The sequence below is a fragment of the Maricaulis parjimensis genome, assembly GCF_016817355.1.
In the GTDB taxonomy this organism is placed as follows: domain Bacteria; phylum Pseudomonadota; class Alphaproteobacteria; order Caulobacterales; family Maricaulaceae; genus Maricaulis; species Maricaulis parjimensis.
On sequence record NZ_JADOTT010000004.1, the window covers coordinates 301463 to 317556 of the forward strand.

Below are 16094 nucleotides of genomic sequence, written 5' to 3' on the forward strand. Positions count from 1 at the left end.
GCGTCTGCCCACCTGCCAGGCGCCGGGGAGGTCCGTGTCGGAGGCGCAAAAGGGAGAGAGCCGTGGCAAAGTCCAAACCGATTCAAACCGAATATGTCGACCCGATCATGTCAGCACTGGCTGATGATCAGATAGTTCTGGAGCAGGGACAGATCATCCTGTTGACCGAAGGCGATCCACCCGGTGGCATCCTCTCGCTGGGAGCAGGCAGCACGATCACCCTGGAAGCCGGCTCATCCATCGAGGGCGCGCGCAATGGTGATGTTGGCATCCTGGCTCTTGGCCCGGACACAAGCATAGACATTGACGGCGCGATCCGTCTGCTCGGTTCAGGGGCCGTTGGCGCAGCCGTACGAGACGGACACATCAGCCTGTCGGGCGGGATCGACATGGGCGGTGCCGGTGCCAACGGGCTCGTCCTGAACGCCCCGACCGCCTCCGCCGATATCGGGTCTGGCGGTTCGATCCACATGAGCGGGGATGGTGCGGCAGCCGTGTTTGCGGTCCGTGCGGGTCCGGTCAGCAATGCCGGCAGCATCATGACGACCGGCCAATACGCGACCGGGATCTTTTCCGGTGATGGCGACATCGTGAATTCCGGGACGATCCTGTCCACCGGAGACGGAGCCACGGGTCTTTATGTTGCCGGGGCGACCCAGCTGACCAATACCGGCCTGATCGCCGCCGAGGGTGAAGCCCTGGACGCCACATTCGGCAATGAAGGCCATGCCGCCGCCGTGTTCCTCAACTGGGACGGCGCTGTGGTCACCAATTCCGGGACGATCCGTTCGGATCATGACGCCGCCATCATCGTCGACCCCGGCGCCGGCTTGGGCGTGTTCGGCTACCCAGCCCCGCCGGCTGGCACGACCAATACGATCATCAATGAAAAAGGCGGACTGATCAGCGGCGTCACGGCGATTGAGGGCAGTGACTTTGTCGAGATCGTCTCGAATGCTGGACGCATCGAAGGCGACATACATCTGGGTGGTGGCAATGACACCTATACCGCAGTCGGCAATGGCCGCATTGACGGCGTGATCGATGGCGGTGCCGGTGATGATGTGCTGATCGCCGATCACGGCCAGGACACCCTGCTAGGCGGCGATGGCAATGACTGGCTCGATGGTGGCAAGTCCCGCGACTATCTCGACGGTGGTGCCGGAGATGATGTGATGATCGGCGGCCAGGGCAGCGATACCTTCGTCTTCAGTGGCGGCAATGACATCATCATGGACTTCACGGATGCCGATGTGCTCGAGCTGAACGGCTATTCCCTGTCCGATGCGACCGTGGAAACCGATGGCGATACCGTGATCTATCGCTGGTCCGACACGGACAGCCTGACCGTGATGGGCGGCGCAGACGCAGAGCCTGCCATGGAGATGGGCGAAGCAGCGTTCGAGCCCGTACCGGCTGTGGACATGATGTGGGTCGCCTGATCCGGCCCCGCGGATAATCCCTCCGTCGGATGGCGGCCATTCCCAAGCGGGTGGCCGCCATCTGACACTCCGGTTGCACCCGGCCCCGCTTTCGCAAGACTCCCTTCCAGAAGAATGTTAACCCGTTGGCCATCTTGAACTTCGGGGGAGTTTCCATGTCATCCCATATTCGCCCGGCCCTTGCGGCCGTCGTCCTGGCCGGACTGGCCGCGTGCAGCGCGCCGTCCACGCCGGATGCTTCGAGCGCGGCCGCCTCGGCCAGCGAGGAAGCCACGCATTTCGTTGTCCTGGTCGGCGGCACACCGATCGGCGCCATGGACGTCACGCCGGGCGAGGGCGGCTACACGGTCGAATTCGAATACCGCAATAATGGCCGCGGCCCGACCCTGGCCGAAACCGTGACGCTGGACGCGGACGGCCTGCCCTCCAGCTGGAGCGTGGAAGGTGCGGAAACCTTCGGCAATCCGGTGGAAGAGAGCTTCGCCATGGTCGACAGCGAGGCCCGCTGGACCGATTCAACGGGTTCGGATCAGGCCCTGCCTGCCGGACCGGCTTTCTACGTGCCGAACAATGCCAGCCCCTACTGGCTGGCCATTGCGGCCCGGGCGCTGATGAATTCGGAGGATGGCACCCTGGCTGCCCTGCCCGGTGGCACGCTGAGCATGAGCGAAATCGACCAACTCACCGTCAATGGTGAGGGTGGTGAGCGCGACGTCACGGTCTACGCCCTCTCCGGCACCAGCACCAACCCGACTTATTTCCTGATGTCCGGCGAGGCCTTTTTCGGCCTGATCACGCCGGGCTTTGCAGTTCTGGAAACCGGTTATGAAGGTGAGGATGAGCGCCTGCGCGGCCTGGCCGCCGGGTACGGGGCGCAGCGCTATGCAGACATGCAGGCCCGTTTCGCCCATGACTATGACGCGCCGGTGCGGATCCGGAATGTGCGGATTTTCGATCCGCAAACCCAGGCACTCGGCGAACCGGTCTCCGTGGTCGTGAGCGGAGAACGCATCACCGCGATTGATCCGCTGGATATCCCCACCGCAAACGGCGAAGTCGAGATCGACGGTGCCGGCGGCACGCTCCTGCCCGGCATGTTCGAAATGCACGGACATATGGGCGAAGGATCGGCCATGCTGAACGTGCTGGCCGGCGTCACCTCCGTTCGGGACATGGGCAATAACAACGAAGTCCTCGGGGCCCTGATCGACCGGATCGAGGCGGGCGAGATTGCCGGCCCGCGCATCACGCGCTCCGGCTTCATCGAGGGCCGCTCCGAGTTCAATTCCAACAATGGCATCCTCGTCTCCAGTGAGGCGGAAGCCGTCGCGGCCGTCGACACCTATGCCGATGCCGGCGATTTCTGGCAGATCAAGATCTACAACTCGATGAACCCGGATTGGGTGCCCGCCATGATCGAACGGGCCCATGAACGGGGCCTGCGCGTCGCCGGTCACGTACCCGCCTTCACCAATGCCGACACGATGATCATGGCCGGCTATGACGAGATGACCCATATCAACCAGGTCATGCTGGGCTGGGTGCTCGAGGATGGCGAGGATACGCGGACCCTGCTGCGCCTGACCGCCCTGCGCCGCCTTCCGGCTCTGGATCTGCAATCGGAGGCGGTTCAATCCACGATCCAGGAAATGGCGGATCGCGGTATCGCCATCGACCCGACCTTTGCCATTCACGAAGCCCTGCTGCTCTCCCGAAATGGCACCGTTTCGCCGGGTGTTGTGGACTATGTCGATCACATGCCGGTCGACTTCCAGCGCCAGGCCCGTTCAGCCTGGGCGGATATCGCAACGCCGGAGGATGACGAGAATTATCGCGGTGCCTTTGACCAGATCACCGAGACCTTGCGCATGATGCGTGAAGCCGGGATCTTCATCGTGCCGGGTACGGATTTGGGCGGGTCCTTCAGCTATCACCGCGAACTGGAACTCTATCAATCCATTGGCATGACGGCGCCGGAAATCCTGGCCTGGGCCTCCCAGGACATGGCGAGTTATCTGGGGGTCGGCGATGAACTGGGCTCGATCGAGCCGGGCAAGCTGGCCGACTTCTTCCTGGTGCCAGGTGACCCGACCGCAGACCTGCGGGAAATCAAGACGATCTCCCTGGTCGCTTCCAACGGGACTTTCTACTACCCGACAGAAGTCTACCCGGAATTCGGCATCCAGCCCTTCACCGACATGCCAGCGGTCGCCGTTCCGGCGGAGTAGGACCGGGCCCGTCGCCACACAGAGCAAGGGGAATCCATGGCTGACAGGAAACCGGGAGAGCGCCTTGCCCTTGTCGTGAACACCTCGTCTGGCCGCTTCGTCCGCGGCGGCGCGGACGAGGTGGCCGACGCTGTACAATCGCACAACCGGATCACAGAAGTCTGGCCGCTTGACGATTTCAATGCCGACAGGCTGGCAGCAGGCTGGGAGTCCGGCATCGGCGGGATCGCCATTGCCGGCGGCGACGGCACGATCCGGTCCGTCGCACAACATGTCTATCGGCACCGGCCGGATTGCCCCCTCCTGCCCTTGCCTTTCGGGACGGCCAATCTCCTGGTCAAACGCGTCTACGGAGACCGCGACCCGATCGATCTGCTGGACCACATTTGCGAAGGCCCCATGCGCGAGTTCCGTCCAGGCCTTCTCAACGACTCCGTGTTCCTGGTTGCCGCCGGACTGGGCTTCCCATCCACGATTGCCCGGGCCCGAGAGCGCCTGCGCGAGTTCGAGGGCCCGCCACCCCTGCCCTCCTTTTCCAAACGGGTAGCCGCATCGATCCGTCAGGCTTTCACGCCGGGGATCCGCTACACGACCAATGATGGAAACCGGCGTCATCGGGCCAGCGGTGTTTATGTCGACCTTGCGGATCTCGACGCGCACTCCATGCGCTACATCGCGGTGCACTGGCGCGAAATGGGCGATATTGCTCGGACCGGCTGGACATTGCTGTCAGACCCCGACCGCCTGCCGACCGGCGAGATCGAAAGGCTCGAAGCCCTGGCCCGGAAACCCCTGGCCGCGATGATTGATGGCGAGCCTGTCTTCACCGAAAACGCGGTCAAACTGAGCCGAGCTCGAACCCCTCTCCAGCTGATCCCGGTGTCGTCATGACCCGCATCCTTCACATCGCCGATCTGCATTTCGGCGCCGAACACCCCTCTCTCGTGGCGGCATTCAAGGACACTGCCCGCACTCTGAAACCTGACCTGATAGTCGCGGCCGGAGATTTCACGCAATCGGGCCGCAAACGCGAGTTCGAACAAGCTGCTGACTTTTTCGCCGCGCTCAACGTCCCGGCCATCGGCATGCCCGGTAATCACGACACACCGGTCAGAGCCCTGCACGAGCGCTTCACTCGGCCCTGGCAACGGTTCGAGTCCCGTTTGCGGCCCCATTTGCAGCCGCGCCATGACAGCGAGCAGGTCCGGATCGAGACCTTGCTGACCGCGCGCCGCGCTCAATGGCGGCCGGACTGGTCTCTCGGTCGCGTCGCTCTGCCCGCTCTGAAACAGGCGCTAGACCGTCTCAATCCGGCAGGCGAAATGGCTGCCCTGCGTGTCCTGACCTGCCATCACCCTCTTCTGGCGCCGGGTGGTGCAAGGGGGCGGGCCCGCACGGCACGCGCTGCGCAAGCCGCACGCCTGGCTGCACAATCTTGTGATCTCGTCCTCACCGGCCATTTGCACGAGACTTTCGCGGAACCCTGCACCATCGACCAGCGCACGTGCTGGTTCGTCGGAGCCGGCACAACCTTTTCCCTGCGAACAAGAGACGAGCCGGCCGCTTTCAATTGCCTGGACGTCACTCCTGGCATGATCCGGATGGTGCCATGGGAAGCGCGCTCCCTCGCCGAAGGCTTCCAGCCCGCCAAGGCGCGGGACCTGCCCCTTGGGGGCTGACGCGACCCAATCAAGTCTGCGGGCTATGCAGATTTGCAAACCCGCCGATCAGCTCTTGGTACTGGCGCATGCTGATGGCGATACCGATCTGTGCTCCCCGAACAGGAGACACATCATGCGCTGGACCGGTTTGCTATTGTCGATCGCCATTCTGGGCATCACGACCACGCTTTTTCTATCCTTTGCCCCTGACAGCGGGCATTCTCTCGTTATTCGCGGCGCAGACGGCGTTGTGGAGTCAATGGAGGCGGTCTGACAGAAAAGCCGAACCGAATTGGGCATGGATATCCAGATTTCTCTCGAAGAGACCGGCAGCAAGGGCCGCTATGTCGCCCGCATCGCCGGGCAGCAGGCTGAAGGCGAAATGACCTTCAGCCGCATCAGTCCGACGCGGATCATTGTCGACCACACGGGCGTGCCTGACGAACTCCGCGGCATGGGCATAGCCCAGGCCCTCGCCCTGCACGTCGTGGCCGAAGCCCGGGCAAATGGATTCATCATTGTTCCGCTCTGCCCCTTCCTCAAGACGCAGGCCGACAAGCATCCCGATTGGGCCGATGTGATCGAGGGCGTGAAAGCCTAGTCTTCCGCCCACTGACGCAGCAGATTGGACTTGGTCTTCAACAACAGATCCAGTTCCTGCGTTTTTCCGGATTTTTCAAACAGGCTGCGGCAGACCTGGTCGAGGTCGAACAGGATCTCGCGTTGGTCAGCCCGCCGGACCAGGCTGCGCACCCAGCCGACCACTGCAAGACGCTCCCCCGCAGTCACCTCTGCAACACGATGCAGGGCTGCAGTGGGATAGATCACGGCCTCACCCGGGGCGAGCTTGATCTCGGTCTCCCCGTCCGTGCCTTCCATGACAAGCTCTCCGCCCTCATAGCTGGTCGGGTCGGACAGGAAGAGGGTGAAGGAGAGGTCCACACGGCGCCCGCCCATCAGCGCGTCGTCGACATGACGGCCATACTCCATGCCGGCCGTGTAACGGGAAACCAGCATACGGGTGATCGCCTTAGGCTGGGCAAAACTCTTGAACAGCGGATGACGCTCCAACGCCTTGCGCACCGTCGTACGGATCAGGTCGATCCGCGGGCCCGCCTCGACCTGTTCATTACGCTTCACCTCACGCGCAGCCCATCCGGCCGTCTTGCGCCCGTCCGCATACTCACTTTCCTCAGCCAAACGGCGCAACTGGGCCACTTCCTCCGGGGAACAGAGATTTTGCAGACACAACAGCATGATTTCACCTGCGACTAATTGTCATTTACTGAAAATGGGTTTAGGCGGTTTCCTACGTCCAACACAAGTCATGCCATCGGCAAGGGGAAGTTTCATGGGCATCAAGCGTCGCACGCGTATCTGGACCACTGTCGGCACAGCCGCTCTGGTGGGCGGACTGGCCGCCTGCAGCGATCCGGCCGGTGAAGTCGGCGAGTCTGGCGCGCACAACCCTGCCACCTCCGAACACGCACAAAACGGCTCCTTCGAGGCCCCGTCCACGCCGGCCTTCTCCGAAGGTGAAGGCGAGAGCGGCGAAGGCGAAGGCGGCGGTGGCGGCGGTGAATTCGGCATTGACCCCGTCGCGGCTGAAAACGACCCCGTGGTCTATGGCATCGCCATTGAAGTGATGCGGGCGCACTATCTGGCCGGTATCGACGCCTTTCAGGCGGGTGACCGAACGGCGGGTGCTGAAATGTTCGCCCACCCGATTTCCGAGATCTACATCGATTTCGAACCGGTTCTGGAAGCGCTGGGCTCACCGCTCTTCGGCGAAACCATGACGGCTGCAGCTGTGGCGCCCTATAGCGGTGAGAGCGATGAAGAGATCGCCGCAAAGGTCGAAGCCGTGATCACCGCGCTCGACGACGCTGAAGCCTATGCCCCGCAGAACGACGCGAGCGCCGGTGCCGTCCAGGCACGCATCCTGGCCGACCTGGTCGAACGCGCCGCCCTGCAATACCGTCTCGTGGCCTCCACACCGGATGCGGGTGAGGCCTATCTGGATGGATATGGCTTTACCAAGGGCGCCGAACGCTATGCCGACCGCCACATGAACACTATCGCACTGGCCGACCCGACGGCCGCGGCCGGCTTGGCAAGCGCGATCGCCTTGTTGCAGACCGCTTTCCCGACGCCTCTGCGTCCTGAGACGCTGTCCGCCGATGCCGATATGATCGTGGCGGCATCCGATACCCTGAAAGCGGCGCTGCCGGCGCTCGACTGATCCGGCCCCGTCATAATTTTGAAACGGCCCGGCGTGATGCCAATCACGCCGGGCTTTTTCTTGCCCTGATGGCGTTTGCGGCGAAAGAAGAGGTCGGAGCGGGCAAGCCGGTGACCGCACCTCATATTATATGAACTTGTGGTATTCCCTCGCCTGAATGTCCTAGATTGACCGCCGCACTCACCAGGTATCCGCCCCGGCCTTGAGCCGGGATCGTTGCGGGGGGCAGACGATCCATGGACTATTTCGACATCAATAACTTCATGCCCCATGGCATGTGTTATCTCTGGCGCCCCGAGCTTGTCGGCATGCATGTCATCGCCGATCTGGCCATCGCCCTCGCTTATTTTTCCATCCCGATCACGATCCTGGTCTTTCTGCGCCGTCTCGACCGGCCGGTGCCCTTTCGCTGGGCATTCATCATGTTCGGAATTTTCATTCTCTTCTGCGGCATCAATCACGTCATGAATATCGTCGTGCTCTGGCACCCGCTCTACTATGTCGAAGGGATACTGAAACTGATGACGGCCGCTGCCTCCGTTGCCACCGCAGTCCTCATGCTGCCGCTTGTGCCGGTCCTGATAGACCGGTTCACCCGCATCCGTGACACGGCGGACTAAGGCCCGATGACCCAGCAGGCGCCAGGAAAGGATCCGGAAGTCTCGCCGCATCAGCGCTATGAGACGCTGACCGGCTTGCTGGATGCCTACCGCACGCCTGTAACCATCATCCTGTTCGGTCTCATCGTGTCACTGGCCCTGTTCTTCGCGACCCTGGTCAATCAAAGCCGCGCGCAGGAACGCGAATTCCGGGCGGCCGCTGAAGGGCTCAGCCGGGAATTCGAATCCGAACTGAACCACATGGAAGTTCAATTGAACGCCTATGCCCGTGCCCTGGACGCTGGTCTCAGTGCCGAGGTAGTTCAATCCGTCTTCGCCTCATCCAGTACCGAGGGCTTGCCACAACTTGGCCATCTACCATCGCCAAGCGATACCCGACGGCCCCTCACCGGCGTGCAGGATGAGATCGCCCATCAGATTGACCTCACTCTGTCTTCCTCCGCCCTGCCGCCTGCACCGCCCGGTGAACACAGGCTGATCGCCTTGCCGAATGACGGTGTGTCGAGCCTTCGTATTGCGCTGGTGCGCCACAGACCGGAAAGCCTGCCATCGCGCATTTACGCTGCGGCTCCCATGGAAGACCTGTTGCCGCCCGACACCAGCCCATCGCCCATCCTGTGGGTCATCGCCAGCATGCCGGGCGATGATCCAGTTGTCGTGACCACCGGCGGTTCGGATGCTGTGCCCGAAAACTTGCCGCCTGTGAACGAGCTGCTGCGTTCTGCGCCCTTCCGCGTCGGCTGGACCGGGCCAAACGCCTTCGAAGGTTTGGAACTCTCTCTCATTCCGAGGCGTTCTTTCCTCCTGAGCATCGGTCCTCTGCCCTGGCTGGTCCTGGCTTTTTCCATGTTCGCCACGATGACACTGGGCGCGCTGGCGCTGAAAGATGCCCGCCGCGCTGTGGACATCCGCATCGAGGTGGCGCGCAAGACGATCGAGTTGAAGGAGAGCCACGCCATTATCGAGGCCAAGAATCATGACCTCGCCCGCTTCGCCTCACATGCCTCCCATGATCTTCAGGCGCCCTTGCGTATTATGCAGGGCATGTCAGCCCTGCTCGTGCAACGGCATGCCGAGCTGGACGACCGAAGCCAGGACATGCTGGCGCGGATCAATCGGGGGGCCGAACGCGCCCAGCGCCTGGTTCAGGACCTGCTGTCCTACACAAAGGCCGATGCCGCCCGGCTCAATCCGGAGACTCTGGCCCCACAGGATCTGACCCAGGAAATCGAGGAATTGCTGGAAGCCCCGATTCAGGAAAGCGGTGCCAGGCTGGAATGGGATTTCGACGGTCCCGTCCAGGCCGACCGTTTTCTCTTGACCCGAGCCCTCCAGAACCTTGTTTCAAACGGTCTCAAATACCGGGGCGATGCCATGCCCCATATCCGCATTTCCAGCCGCCAATCAGAACACGGTTGCACGCTCTGCGTGGAGGATAACGGGATCGGCATCGAGCCGGAGCATTTCGGCCGTATCTTCGAGGTCTTCGAACGCTTGCACACCGCCGAAAAATACGAGGGCTCGGGCATCGGCCTTGCCCTGTGCCGCCGCGCCGCGGATTTGCATGGCGGACGGATATGGGTCGAGTCCGAACCGGGACTGGGCAGCCGCTTTTATCTGTTTATCCCGCAAACTGCCGCCGATACGCCCGGGGACGCGCAACGCATGGCGTCCAATGATCATTGAGCACACCGGGCGATGACGGCGAGCGCCGCGCCCGTTATACAGGCCGCCCGCTACCCTTGTGCCCGACATGTCCGACTATCTGATCGCTGCGCTCTACAAATTCACGCCCCTCAAAGCCGATGCCGATTTGCAGGCGCGCATTCATGATGTCTGCGCCGAGAACCAAGTCGCCGGCACGCTCTTGCTGGCGCCCGAGGGGCTCAATGGCACGATTGCCGGACCGGAAACGGGCCTGCGCACAGTCCTCGAATTTCTCCGCGGCCTGCCCGGCTGTAGGGACCTGGAACACAAGGAGAGCCGGTCCGAAGACCAGCCCTTCCTCCGACTGAAGGTCCGGCTCAAGCGGGAAATCGTCACCATGGGTGTTCCCGGCATCGATCCGAACGAGACCGTCGGCACCTATGTCGAACCGGAGGACTGGAACGACCTCATCCAGGCGCCGGATGTCGTCACCATCGATACGCGCAATGATTATGAAGTGCGCATCGGCCAATTCGCCGGAGCTGTCGATCCGCACACCACGACCTTCCGGGAATTCCCCGACTGGTTCCGGCGCTTCCGGGAAACGCGTCCCAATGCCCGGATCGCTATGTATTGCACGGGCGGGATTCGGTGCGAGAAGGCCACGGCCTTTGTGAAGCAGGAAGGCATCGAGGATGTCTTCCATCTCAAGGGCGGCATTCTGAAATATCTCGAGACCGTACCGGCCGAGGACAGCCTCTGGCAGGGCGAATGCTTCGTCTTCGATCGCCGGGTGGCGGTTGGTCATGGTCTGGCGGAAGGCACGCACAGCCTCTGCCATGCCTGCCGCGAGCCGCTGGGCGCCGAAGATCGCGCCTCGCCTCTCTTCATCGAGGGCGAGAGCTGCCCCTATTGCCATGACGCGCGCGATGCCGCCCAACGCGAGGGCTATGCCGAACGGCACCGGCAGGAAATTCTGGCCCAAGCACGGGGCGAGCGGCATGTCGGCCGCAAGGCCGAGGCGGAATGACGGGCAGCCGCCCCATTCTCTATTCCTTCCGCCGCTGCCCCTATGCCATGCGGGCGCGTTTGGCCCTGCATGCCAGTGAAATGGAGTTTGAGCATCGAGAAATCCTGTTGCGCGACAAGCCAGCCTCCATGCTGGCGGCCTCGCCCAAGGGGACTGTTCCCGTACTCGTCATGCCGAATGGACAGGTCCTGGACGAAAGCCTGGACATCATGCACTGGGCGCTGGAACAATCTGACCCGGAGGGTTGGCTGGACGATGATCGCGCCACCCGGGAAGAGCTGATCGGCCTGTGCGACGGCCCGTTCAAGCACCATCTCGACCGCTACAAATACGCGACCCGATACGAGGATGCGGATCCGGACACCCATCGCGCCAGCTGTTTCGATATTTTGCGCAAATTTGAAACCCTGATCGCAGATCGAGGTCAACTCAACGGATCGATGATGACGCTCGCCGACGCCGCCATTTTTCCCTTCGTCAGACAGTTTGCCCATACCGACAAGACCTGGTTTGACGCTCAAGACCTGCCACATCTCCAAGCCTGGCTGGCCAAGCATCTGACATCAGAGAGGTTTGCGGCCATCATGGGCAAACATCCGCTCTGGCAGGACGATAAGGACCAAGACTGAGCCTGCCAGCCCACCGGTTGCTGCAGCGCAACACCACCCGCGGATTCGCACACCCTGCCCGCCCGGAACCTGTCATAAATTCTCAATATCCGGTAACGGAGCAAAATCACTCACCGGTACGCCGCTCCCGGCCATGCTCGGGCCTTTGCGGCGTTCTGCTTCGACCGGCCTCGAAAGGGATATCCATGACCCGTCCGCCCCTCTCCCGCAAAGCGATCATTCGCACGGGTGCCAGCGCACTCGCCCTGACGCTCTCCGCTGCGCCTGTTGCTCTGGCGCAAGGCGCTCCGTCCACCTCCACGGTGGAAACCATCATCGTCACGACCACGCGCCGTGAAGAAAACGTCCAGGACATCGCCAATTCCGTCACGGCAGCGTCTGGCCAGGAATTGGCCCCCTTCACCGAGGGCGGAGCCGACATCCTGTCCCTGGCCGCCCGCGTGCCGAGCCTCTATGCCGAGAGCTCCAATGGCCGTGTCGCGCCGCGCTTCTACATTCGTGGCTTGGGCAATACCGATTTCGACCTCGCCGCATCCCAGCCGGTCTCGGTGATCATTGATGATGTGGTGATGGAGAATGTCATCCTGAAATCCTTCCCGCTGTTCGACATCCAGCAGGTGGAAATCGCCCGCGGCCCGCAAGGCACGCTGTTCGGCCGCAATACGACGGCCGGCACAATCTCCTTCAGCTCGGCCCGTCCAACGCAGGAAACCGACGGCTATTTCCAGGTCGCAGCCGGCACGCTGGGTACGGTCAATGTAGAGGGTGCCATCGGTGGCGGCCTGATCGAGGACGTCCTGTCCGCCCGCATCTCGGTGATGACACAAAACCGCGCCGACTGGATCGATAATGCCTTCACCGGTGAAAGCGACGCCCTGGGTGGCCACCAGGAATGGGCCGGCCGTGCGCAATTCCTGTTCACGCCGACAGAAAGCCTGGAAGCCCTGTTCAATGTCCATGCCCGCTCGCTGAACGGCACCTCCGCCGTATTCCGCGCCAATATTGTGGGCCCGGGCAATAATAATCTGAACGGCAATTTTGACCGTGACACGGTCTGGTTCGACAGCACGTTCAATAACCCGCAGGCCTATGACAGCTGGGGCACAAGCGCCAATGTGAACTATTATATGGACGGCCTGACGCTGACCTCCATCACGGCGATCGAGCGCGCTGAAGGCTACAGCCTGGGCGATATCGATGGCGGCAATCTGGTCACCGGCCCGGGCTTCATCCCCTTCCCGTCGGAAACCCAGGACGGGATCGACGAGCTGGACCAATTCACCCAGGAAATCCGGCTGGCGTCTGCTGACGACCAGGCCACGACCTGGCAGATCGGTGCCTATTATTTCGACAGTCAGTTCAATATCACCACGGTCGGCCCGAATGGCGGTTTCCCGCCCTCCACCACGGTGCGCCACAAGAACCAGCTCTGGTCGGCTTTCGCCCAGGTCAGCCACCAGGCCACTGAGCGCCTGGAACTGTCCGGCGGCATCCGCTTCACCAATGACGAGAAATTCCTGACGGGCATCGTCACGAACTTCCCCGTCCAGCCGGTATCGGTGGAAGACGAACAGATCAGCTGGGACCTGTCGGCCTATTATGATCTGGACGATGACCAGGCGGTCTTCGCCCGCATCGCCCGCGGCTTCCGTGGCCCGTCCATCCAGGCCCGTGACGTCGCCTTCTTCAATCCGCCCTCTATCGCCGACAGCGAAACCTCCATCTCCTATGAGATCGGCTACAAGTCCGAACCGTTTGACGGCCGGGCCCGCTTCAATGCCACGGCCTTCTACTACCAGGTGGATGATCTTCAGCTCTCGGCCGTCGGCGGCGGCGGCAATCTGGTCCAGCTGATCAATGCCGATCGCGGCGTGGGCTATGGTTTCGAAGTCGACAGCGAATTCTTCGTCACCGACAATCTGTTCGTGACGGCCGGCTTCTCCTGGAACGAGACCGAGCTGCAGGACAATACGCTGGAAGTCGGCGCCTGCGCCCAGTGCACCGTGCTGGACCCGGATGCGGATCTGGACGGCTTTTATGAAGTCGACGGCAATCCCTTCCCGCAGGCCCCGGACATGATCCTGTCCTTCACCGCCCGCTATTCCATCCCGGCCGGTGAAAATGGCGAATGGTTCGCCTACACGGACTGGTTCTACCAGGGTCACACCAACCTCTTCCTATACGAGTCCGAGGAATTCTATTCCGAGGGCAATTTCGAGGGAGGTCTGCGTCTGGGCTATGCCGGCACCAGCGAAGCCGGCCGCGATTACGAGGCCGCCCTGTTCGTCCGCAATATCACGGATGAAGAGAACCTCGTCGGCGGGATCGACTTCAACAACAATACCGGCTTCGTCAACGAGCCGCGCATCATCGGCGTCTCCTTCCGCTCCACGCTGAACTGACGACCCGAAAAAAGGTTAACGAAAGAAAAGCCCCGGGCAAAAAACCCGGGGCTTTTTTTATTCAGTGCAATTACCGGGTGAGGATGACACATAGGGATTGTGAAGACACCGGAGTTCTGATCCCCCTCGCGCTCCGGAAGACCCCATAAAAACCGGCCGTCTTCAGCCGGCATTCGATCCCCCCGAATGATGAAGGGCGCCTTTCCCCCGGGCGCCCTTCTTTCGTTTGGGCTATTGCGCCGGCGTCAACTCTGCAGCAGACGGCTGCGTCCGCGGCGAACCGCCTGAACTGCAAGGGCAAATCAGCGGATAGGCGGCCGTGTCCGCGATCGTGGGAATACCCAGATAATCCACCAGCACGGATTCCGCCGTACAGAACGCGCCCTCCACCCAGGCCTGGTCGTTGGAGAAGGCAGAGCCAACCAGATAGACCGGACCGGTGGCTGCGCCCGCCAGCAAGGCCGGCGCGCGAATATCATTCATCACAGCGCAGATGTCATAATCTGACGCCCAGGCATGATAGCCGGCCCCGAACGGGTTGAGCCCCCAATCCATGAACACGGTTTCCAGCGGCTGCGGGATCTGCCAGGCCGCGTCCGGGTCATTATAGTGAACCTTGGCCAGTTGAAGCAGGAGCATTTTCTCCATCGACGGCGGAGCCGCGCGACCGCCTTCCAGAGGCTGGAGATCCTCCGAAATCGGCAGGGTCCGGCGCTGATCCAGCGGTAATTCCATGCCCCGCCAGAACCCGTCAAAGCGCATGTCGTCATAGGATGCCAGCATGCCGTAAACCGGCGCGCCGCCGCCGGACGGCGCGTTATTGCCGAAATAATAGATCTGGCGCAGCGGAATGTCCGTGATGGTTGGTCCGAAAATATTCGTGTCGCCCTGCGAGCTCACCAGTTTCGGCGGATATTTCGCTGTCTCCCACCAGGGCGTGTCGAAGAACATGGCGACCTTGTAGGACGGCTGTTCCATGACGGCCTGGAGATTGTTCTGGACCGTCTGCGCGTTGAGGAAGTCCAGCTTGCCCGTCATGTCAGCATAGCGGGTCGCGCGGGCGACAAGTTCCACACATTTCGGCGGCATGGCGAGAAAGGCATGATCCGTCGACTGAGCCGGCCCGTCCGCGTGATCAGGATCACTGGCCGGTGCCGTGCAATAGGTCGGCACATCATTTTCCAGCCAGATGGAGTGCAGGCGGCGCCCTTGCGTCAGTGTGAAGCTCACGCCCGCTTGCCCAGCCGCCGTCTGTGCAGCGTTGAACAAGGATGTGAACAGGCTGGAATAGCCGGTCTTAAGCGTCTTGAAGGCCCCGCCAGGCGCGAATTCGCCATTATAGATGGCCGCGTCCGCCGCATTCCAGTTGATCACGTTTGAGGAATACCCGCCGGCATCGGCCGCATAGGAGAAGCCCTCATTGCCGGCCTGGTCATAGAAGAAGTTCCAGTAGCCGATATTCGACACGGTATCGCCCGCGCTGTAGACGAAGGAATTCGTCGTGTCCGGGAGCACGCCTGACGCATAGAACTGGCACTGCTCTGCCCGGGTTTGGGGATTGGCACCGGACGTCATCAGGGCCGAGATGTTCCCGAACAATGTATCCGCCGGCTTGGCGTTGTTTCCCGGCGTATTGTAGGGCGCGACGAAGCCGTTCACCCCGAGATCGTCCTGGTAGAAATTCACACCGCGCAGATAGAAGGCCGGATTGTCCGTTGTCAGGAAAGGCACGACCTCGTCATCCAGGCCCAGGGCAGAGATCGTTTTGGTGACAAGCTGGTGCCCCTCTCCCGGATTGCTTTCACTCCATTCCAGATAGCGCATACCGCCGATCTCGATATAGGAATTGCCGGCATCACCCTGATAGTGATGCGTGCAGATACGGCCAGCGGGCAAGCGCGTCCCGCCATCGCCGGCTGCAAAACTGTACTGGCCCCATTCAATGAGTTCGATTGCATCGCCCGCCGCCAGCTTGCCGCTGCTGGCCAGCCGCCAGGCGGTGTAGAGGCCGCCCGGCCCCGCTCCGAAAATCGTGTAACGCGCCATGACTACCTCCCGATTATGCGACGGGGACAAACACTCCGAGATCGCTTTGTTTCATGAGGCTATTTTAAGTTGTTTTCTGTCACAACCCAAATCGGAATTGGTCGGGACAAAGAAAAGCCCCGGACCAGCGCAACAAGCCGGATGGTG

General features: G+C 61.9%; 14 protein-coding genes. 12 read left to right on the forward strand and 2 right to left on the reverse strand.

The genetic code is table 11. The annotated features are described in order from the left end of the window. Nucleotides 1–62: 62 nt before the first annotated feature. The 6 genes from I0K07_RS08990 (at nucleotide 63) to I0K07_RS09015 (ending at nucleotide 5932) form a co-directional block, all read left to right on the forward strand. A complete protein-coding gene (locus I0K07_RS08990) occupies nucleotides 63–1442 on the forward strand; it encodes a hypothetical protein (protein WP_203292549.1) in 1380 nt (459 codons plus the stop codon). A 155-nt stretch (nucleotides 1443–1597) separates the two neighbouring features. Beyond that, a complete protein-coding gene (locus I0K07_RS08995; RefSeq protein WP_203292551.1) occupies nucleotides 1598–3670 on the forward strand; it encodes an amidohydrolase family protein in 2073 nt (690 codons plus the stop codon). 36 nt (nucleotides 3671–3706) lie between these two features. Continuing rightward, a complete protein-coding gene (locus tag I0K07_RS09000; protein WP_203292553.1) occupies nucleotides 3707–4561 on the forward strand; it encodes a diacylglycerol/lipid kinase family protein in 855 nt (284 codons plus the stop codon). Then, complete coding sequence (locus I0K07_RS09005) at nucleotides 4558–5349, forward strand: metallophosphoesterase family protein (protein WP_203292554.1); 792 nt, start codon at nucleotides 4558–4560, stop codon at nucleotides 5347–5349. The genes I0K07_RS09000 and I0K07_RS09005 overlap by 4 nt, the downstream gene beginning before the upstream one ends. A 115-nt stretch (nucleotides 5350–5464) precedes the next feature. Beyond that, on the forward strand, nucleotides 5465–5605 hold the full coding sequence (locus tag I0K07_RS09010; RefSeq protein WP_203292556.1) for a hypothetical protein: 141 nt from the start codon (nucleotides 5465–5467) through the stop codon (nucleotides 5603–5605). Nucleotides 5606–5629: 24 nt separating this feature from the next. Then, the gene (locus tag I0K07_RS09015; protein ID WP_203292558.1) at nucleotides 5630–5932 is read left to right on the forward strand and encodes a GNAT family N-acetyltransferase; all 303 of its coding nucleotides are present in this window, start codon (nucleotides 5630–5632) and stop codon (nucleotides 5930–5932) included. On the opposite strand, the gene I0K07_RS09020 is transcribed toward I0K07_RS09015, so the two are convergent. After that, complete coding sequence (locus I0K07_RS09020; RefSeq protein WP_203292561.1) at nucleotides 5929–6588, reverse strand: Fe2+-dependent dioxygenase; 660 nt, start codon at nucleotides 6586–6588, stop codon at nucleotides 5929–5931. The two genes, I0K07_RS09015 and I0K07_RS09020, sit on opposite strands and share 4 nt — an antisense overlap. 94 nt (nucleotides 6589–6682) lie before the next feature. Here I0K07_RS09020 and I0K07_RS09025 point away from each other — a divergent pair, with 94 nt between their 5' ends. The 6 genes from I0K07_RS09025 to I0K07_RS09050 all read left to right on the forward strand — a co-directional run bounded on the left by I0K07_RS09025 (nucleotide 6683) and on the right by I0K07_RS09050 (nucleotide 13901). Then, nucleotides 6683–7573, forward strand: a complete 891-nt coding sequence (locus tag I0K07_RS09025) for a hypothetical protein (RefSeq protein WP_203292563.1) — start codon at nucleotides 6683–6685, stop codon at nucleotides 7571–7573. A 236-nt stretch (nucleotides 7574–7809) separates the two neighbouring features. Further along, nucleotides 7810–8193 (forward strand): hypothetical protein, encoded by a 384-nt coding sequence (locus tag I0K07_RS09030; RefSeq protein ID WP_203292565.1) that lies wholly within the window; start codon nucleotides 7810–7812, stop codon nucleotides 8191–8193. A 6-nt stretch (nucleotides 8194–8199) separates the two neighbouring features. Further along, entirely contained in the window at nucleotides 8200–9879 is a 1680-nt protein-coding gene (locus I0K07_RS09035; protein WP_203292567.1) for a sensor histidine kinase, read from the forward strand. A gap of 67 nt (nucleotides 9880–9946) precedes the next feature. Next, complete coding sequence (gene trhO / locus I0K07_RS09040; RefSeq protein WP_203292568.1) at nucleotides 9947–10870, forward strand: oxygen-dependent tRNA uridine(34) hydroxylase TrhO; 924 nt, start codon at nucleotides 9947–9949, stop codon at nucleotides 10868–10870. Continuing rightward, a complete protein-coding gene (locus tag I0K07_RS09045) occupies nucleotides 10867–11499 on the forward strand; it encodes a glutathione S-transferase (protein WP_203292570.1) in 633 nt (210 codons plus the stop codon). The genes trhO and I0K07_RS09045 overlap by 4 nt, the downstream gene beginning before the upstream one ends. A 185-nt stretch (nucleotides 11500–11684) precedes the next feature. Continuing rightward, the gene (locus tag I0K07_RS09050) at nucleotides 11685–13901 is read left to right on the forward strand and encodes a TonB-dependent receptor (RefSeq protein ID WP_203292572.1); all 2217 of its coding nucleotides are present in this window, start codon (nucleotides 11685–11687) and stop codon (nucleotides 13899–13901) included. A 231-nt stretch (nucleotides 13902–14132) separates the two neighbouring features. Here I0K07_RS09050 and I0K07_RS09055 read toward each other — a convergent pair whose 3' ends face one another. Next, nucleotides 14133–15947, reverse strand: a complete 1815-nt coding sequence (locus I0K07_RS09055; protein ID WP_203292574.1) for a flavin monoamine oxidase family protein — start codon at nucleotides 15945–15947, stop codon at nucleotides 14133–14135. Nucleotides 15948–16094 lie beyond the last annotated feature (147 nt).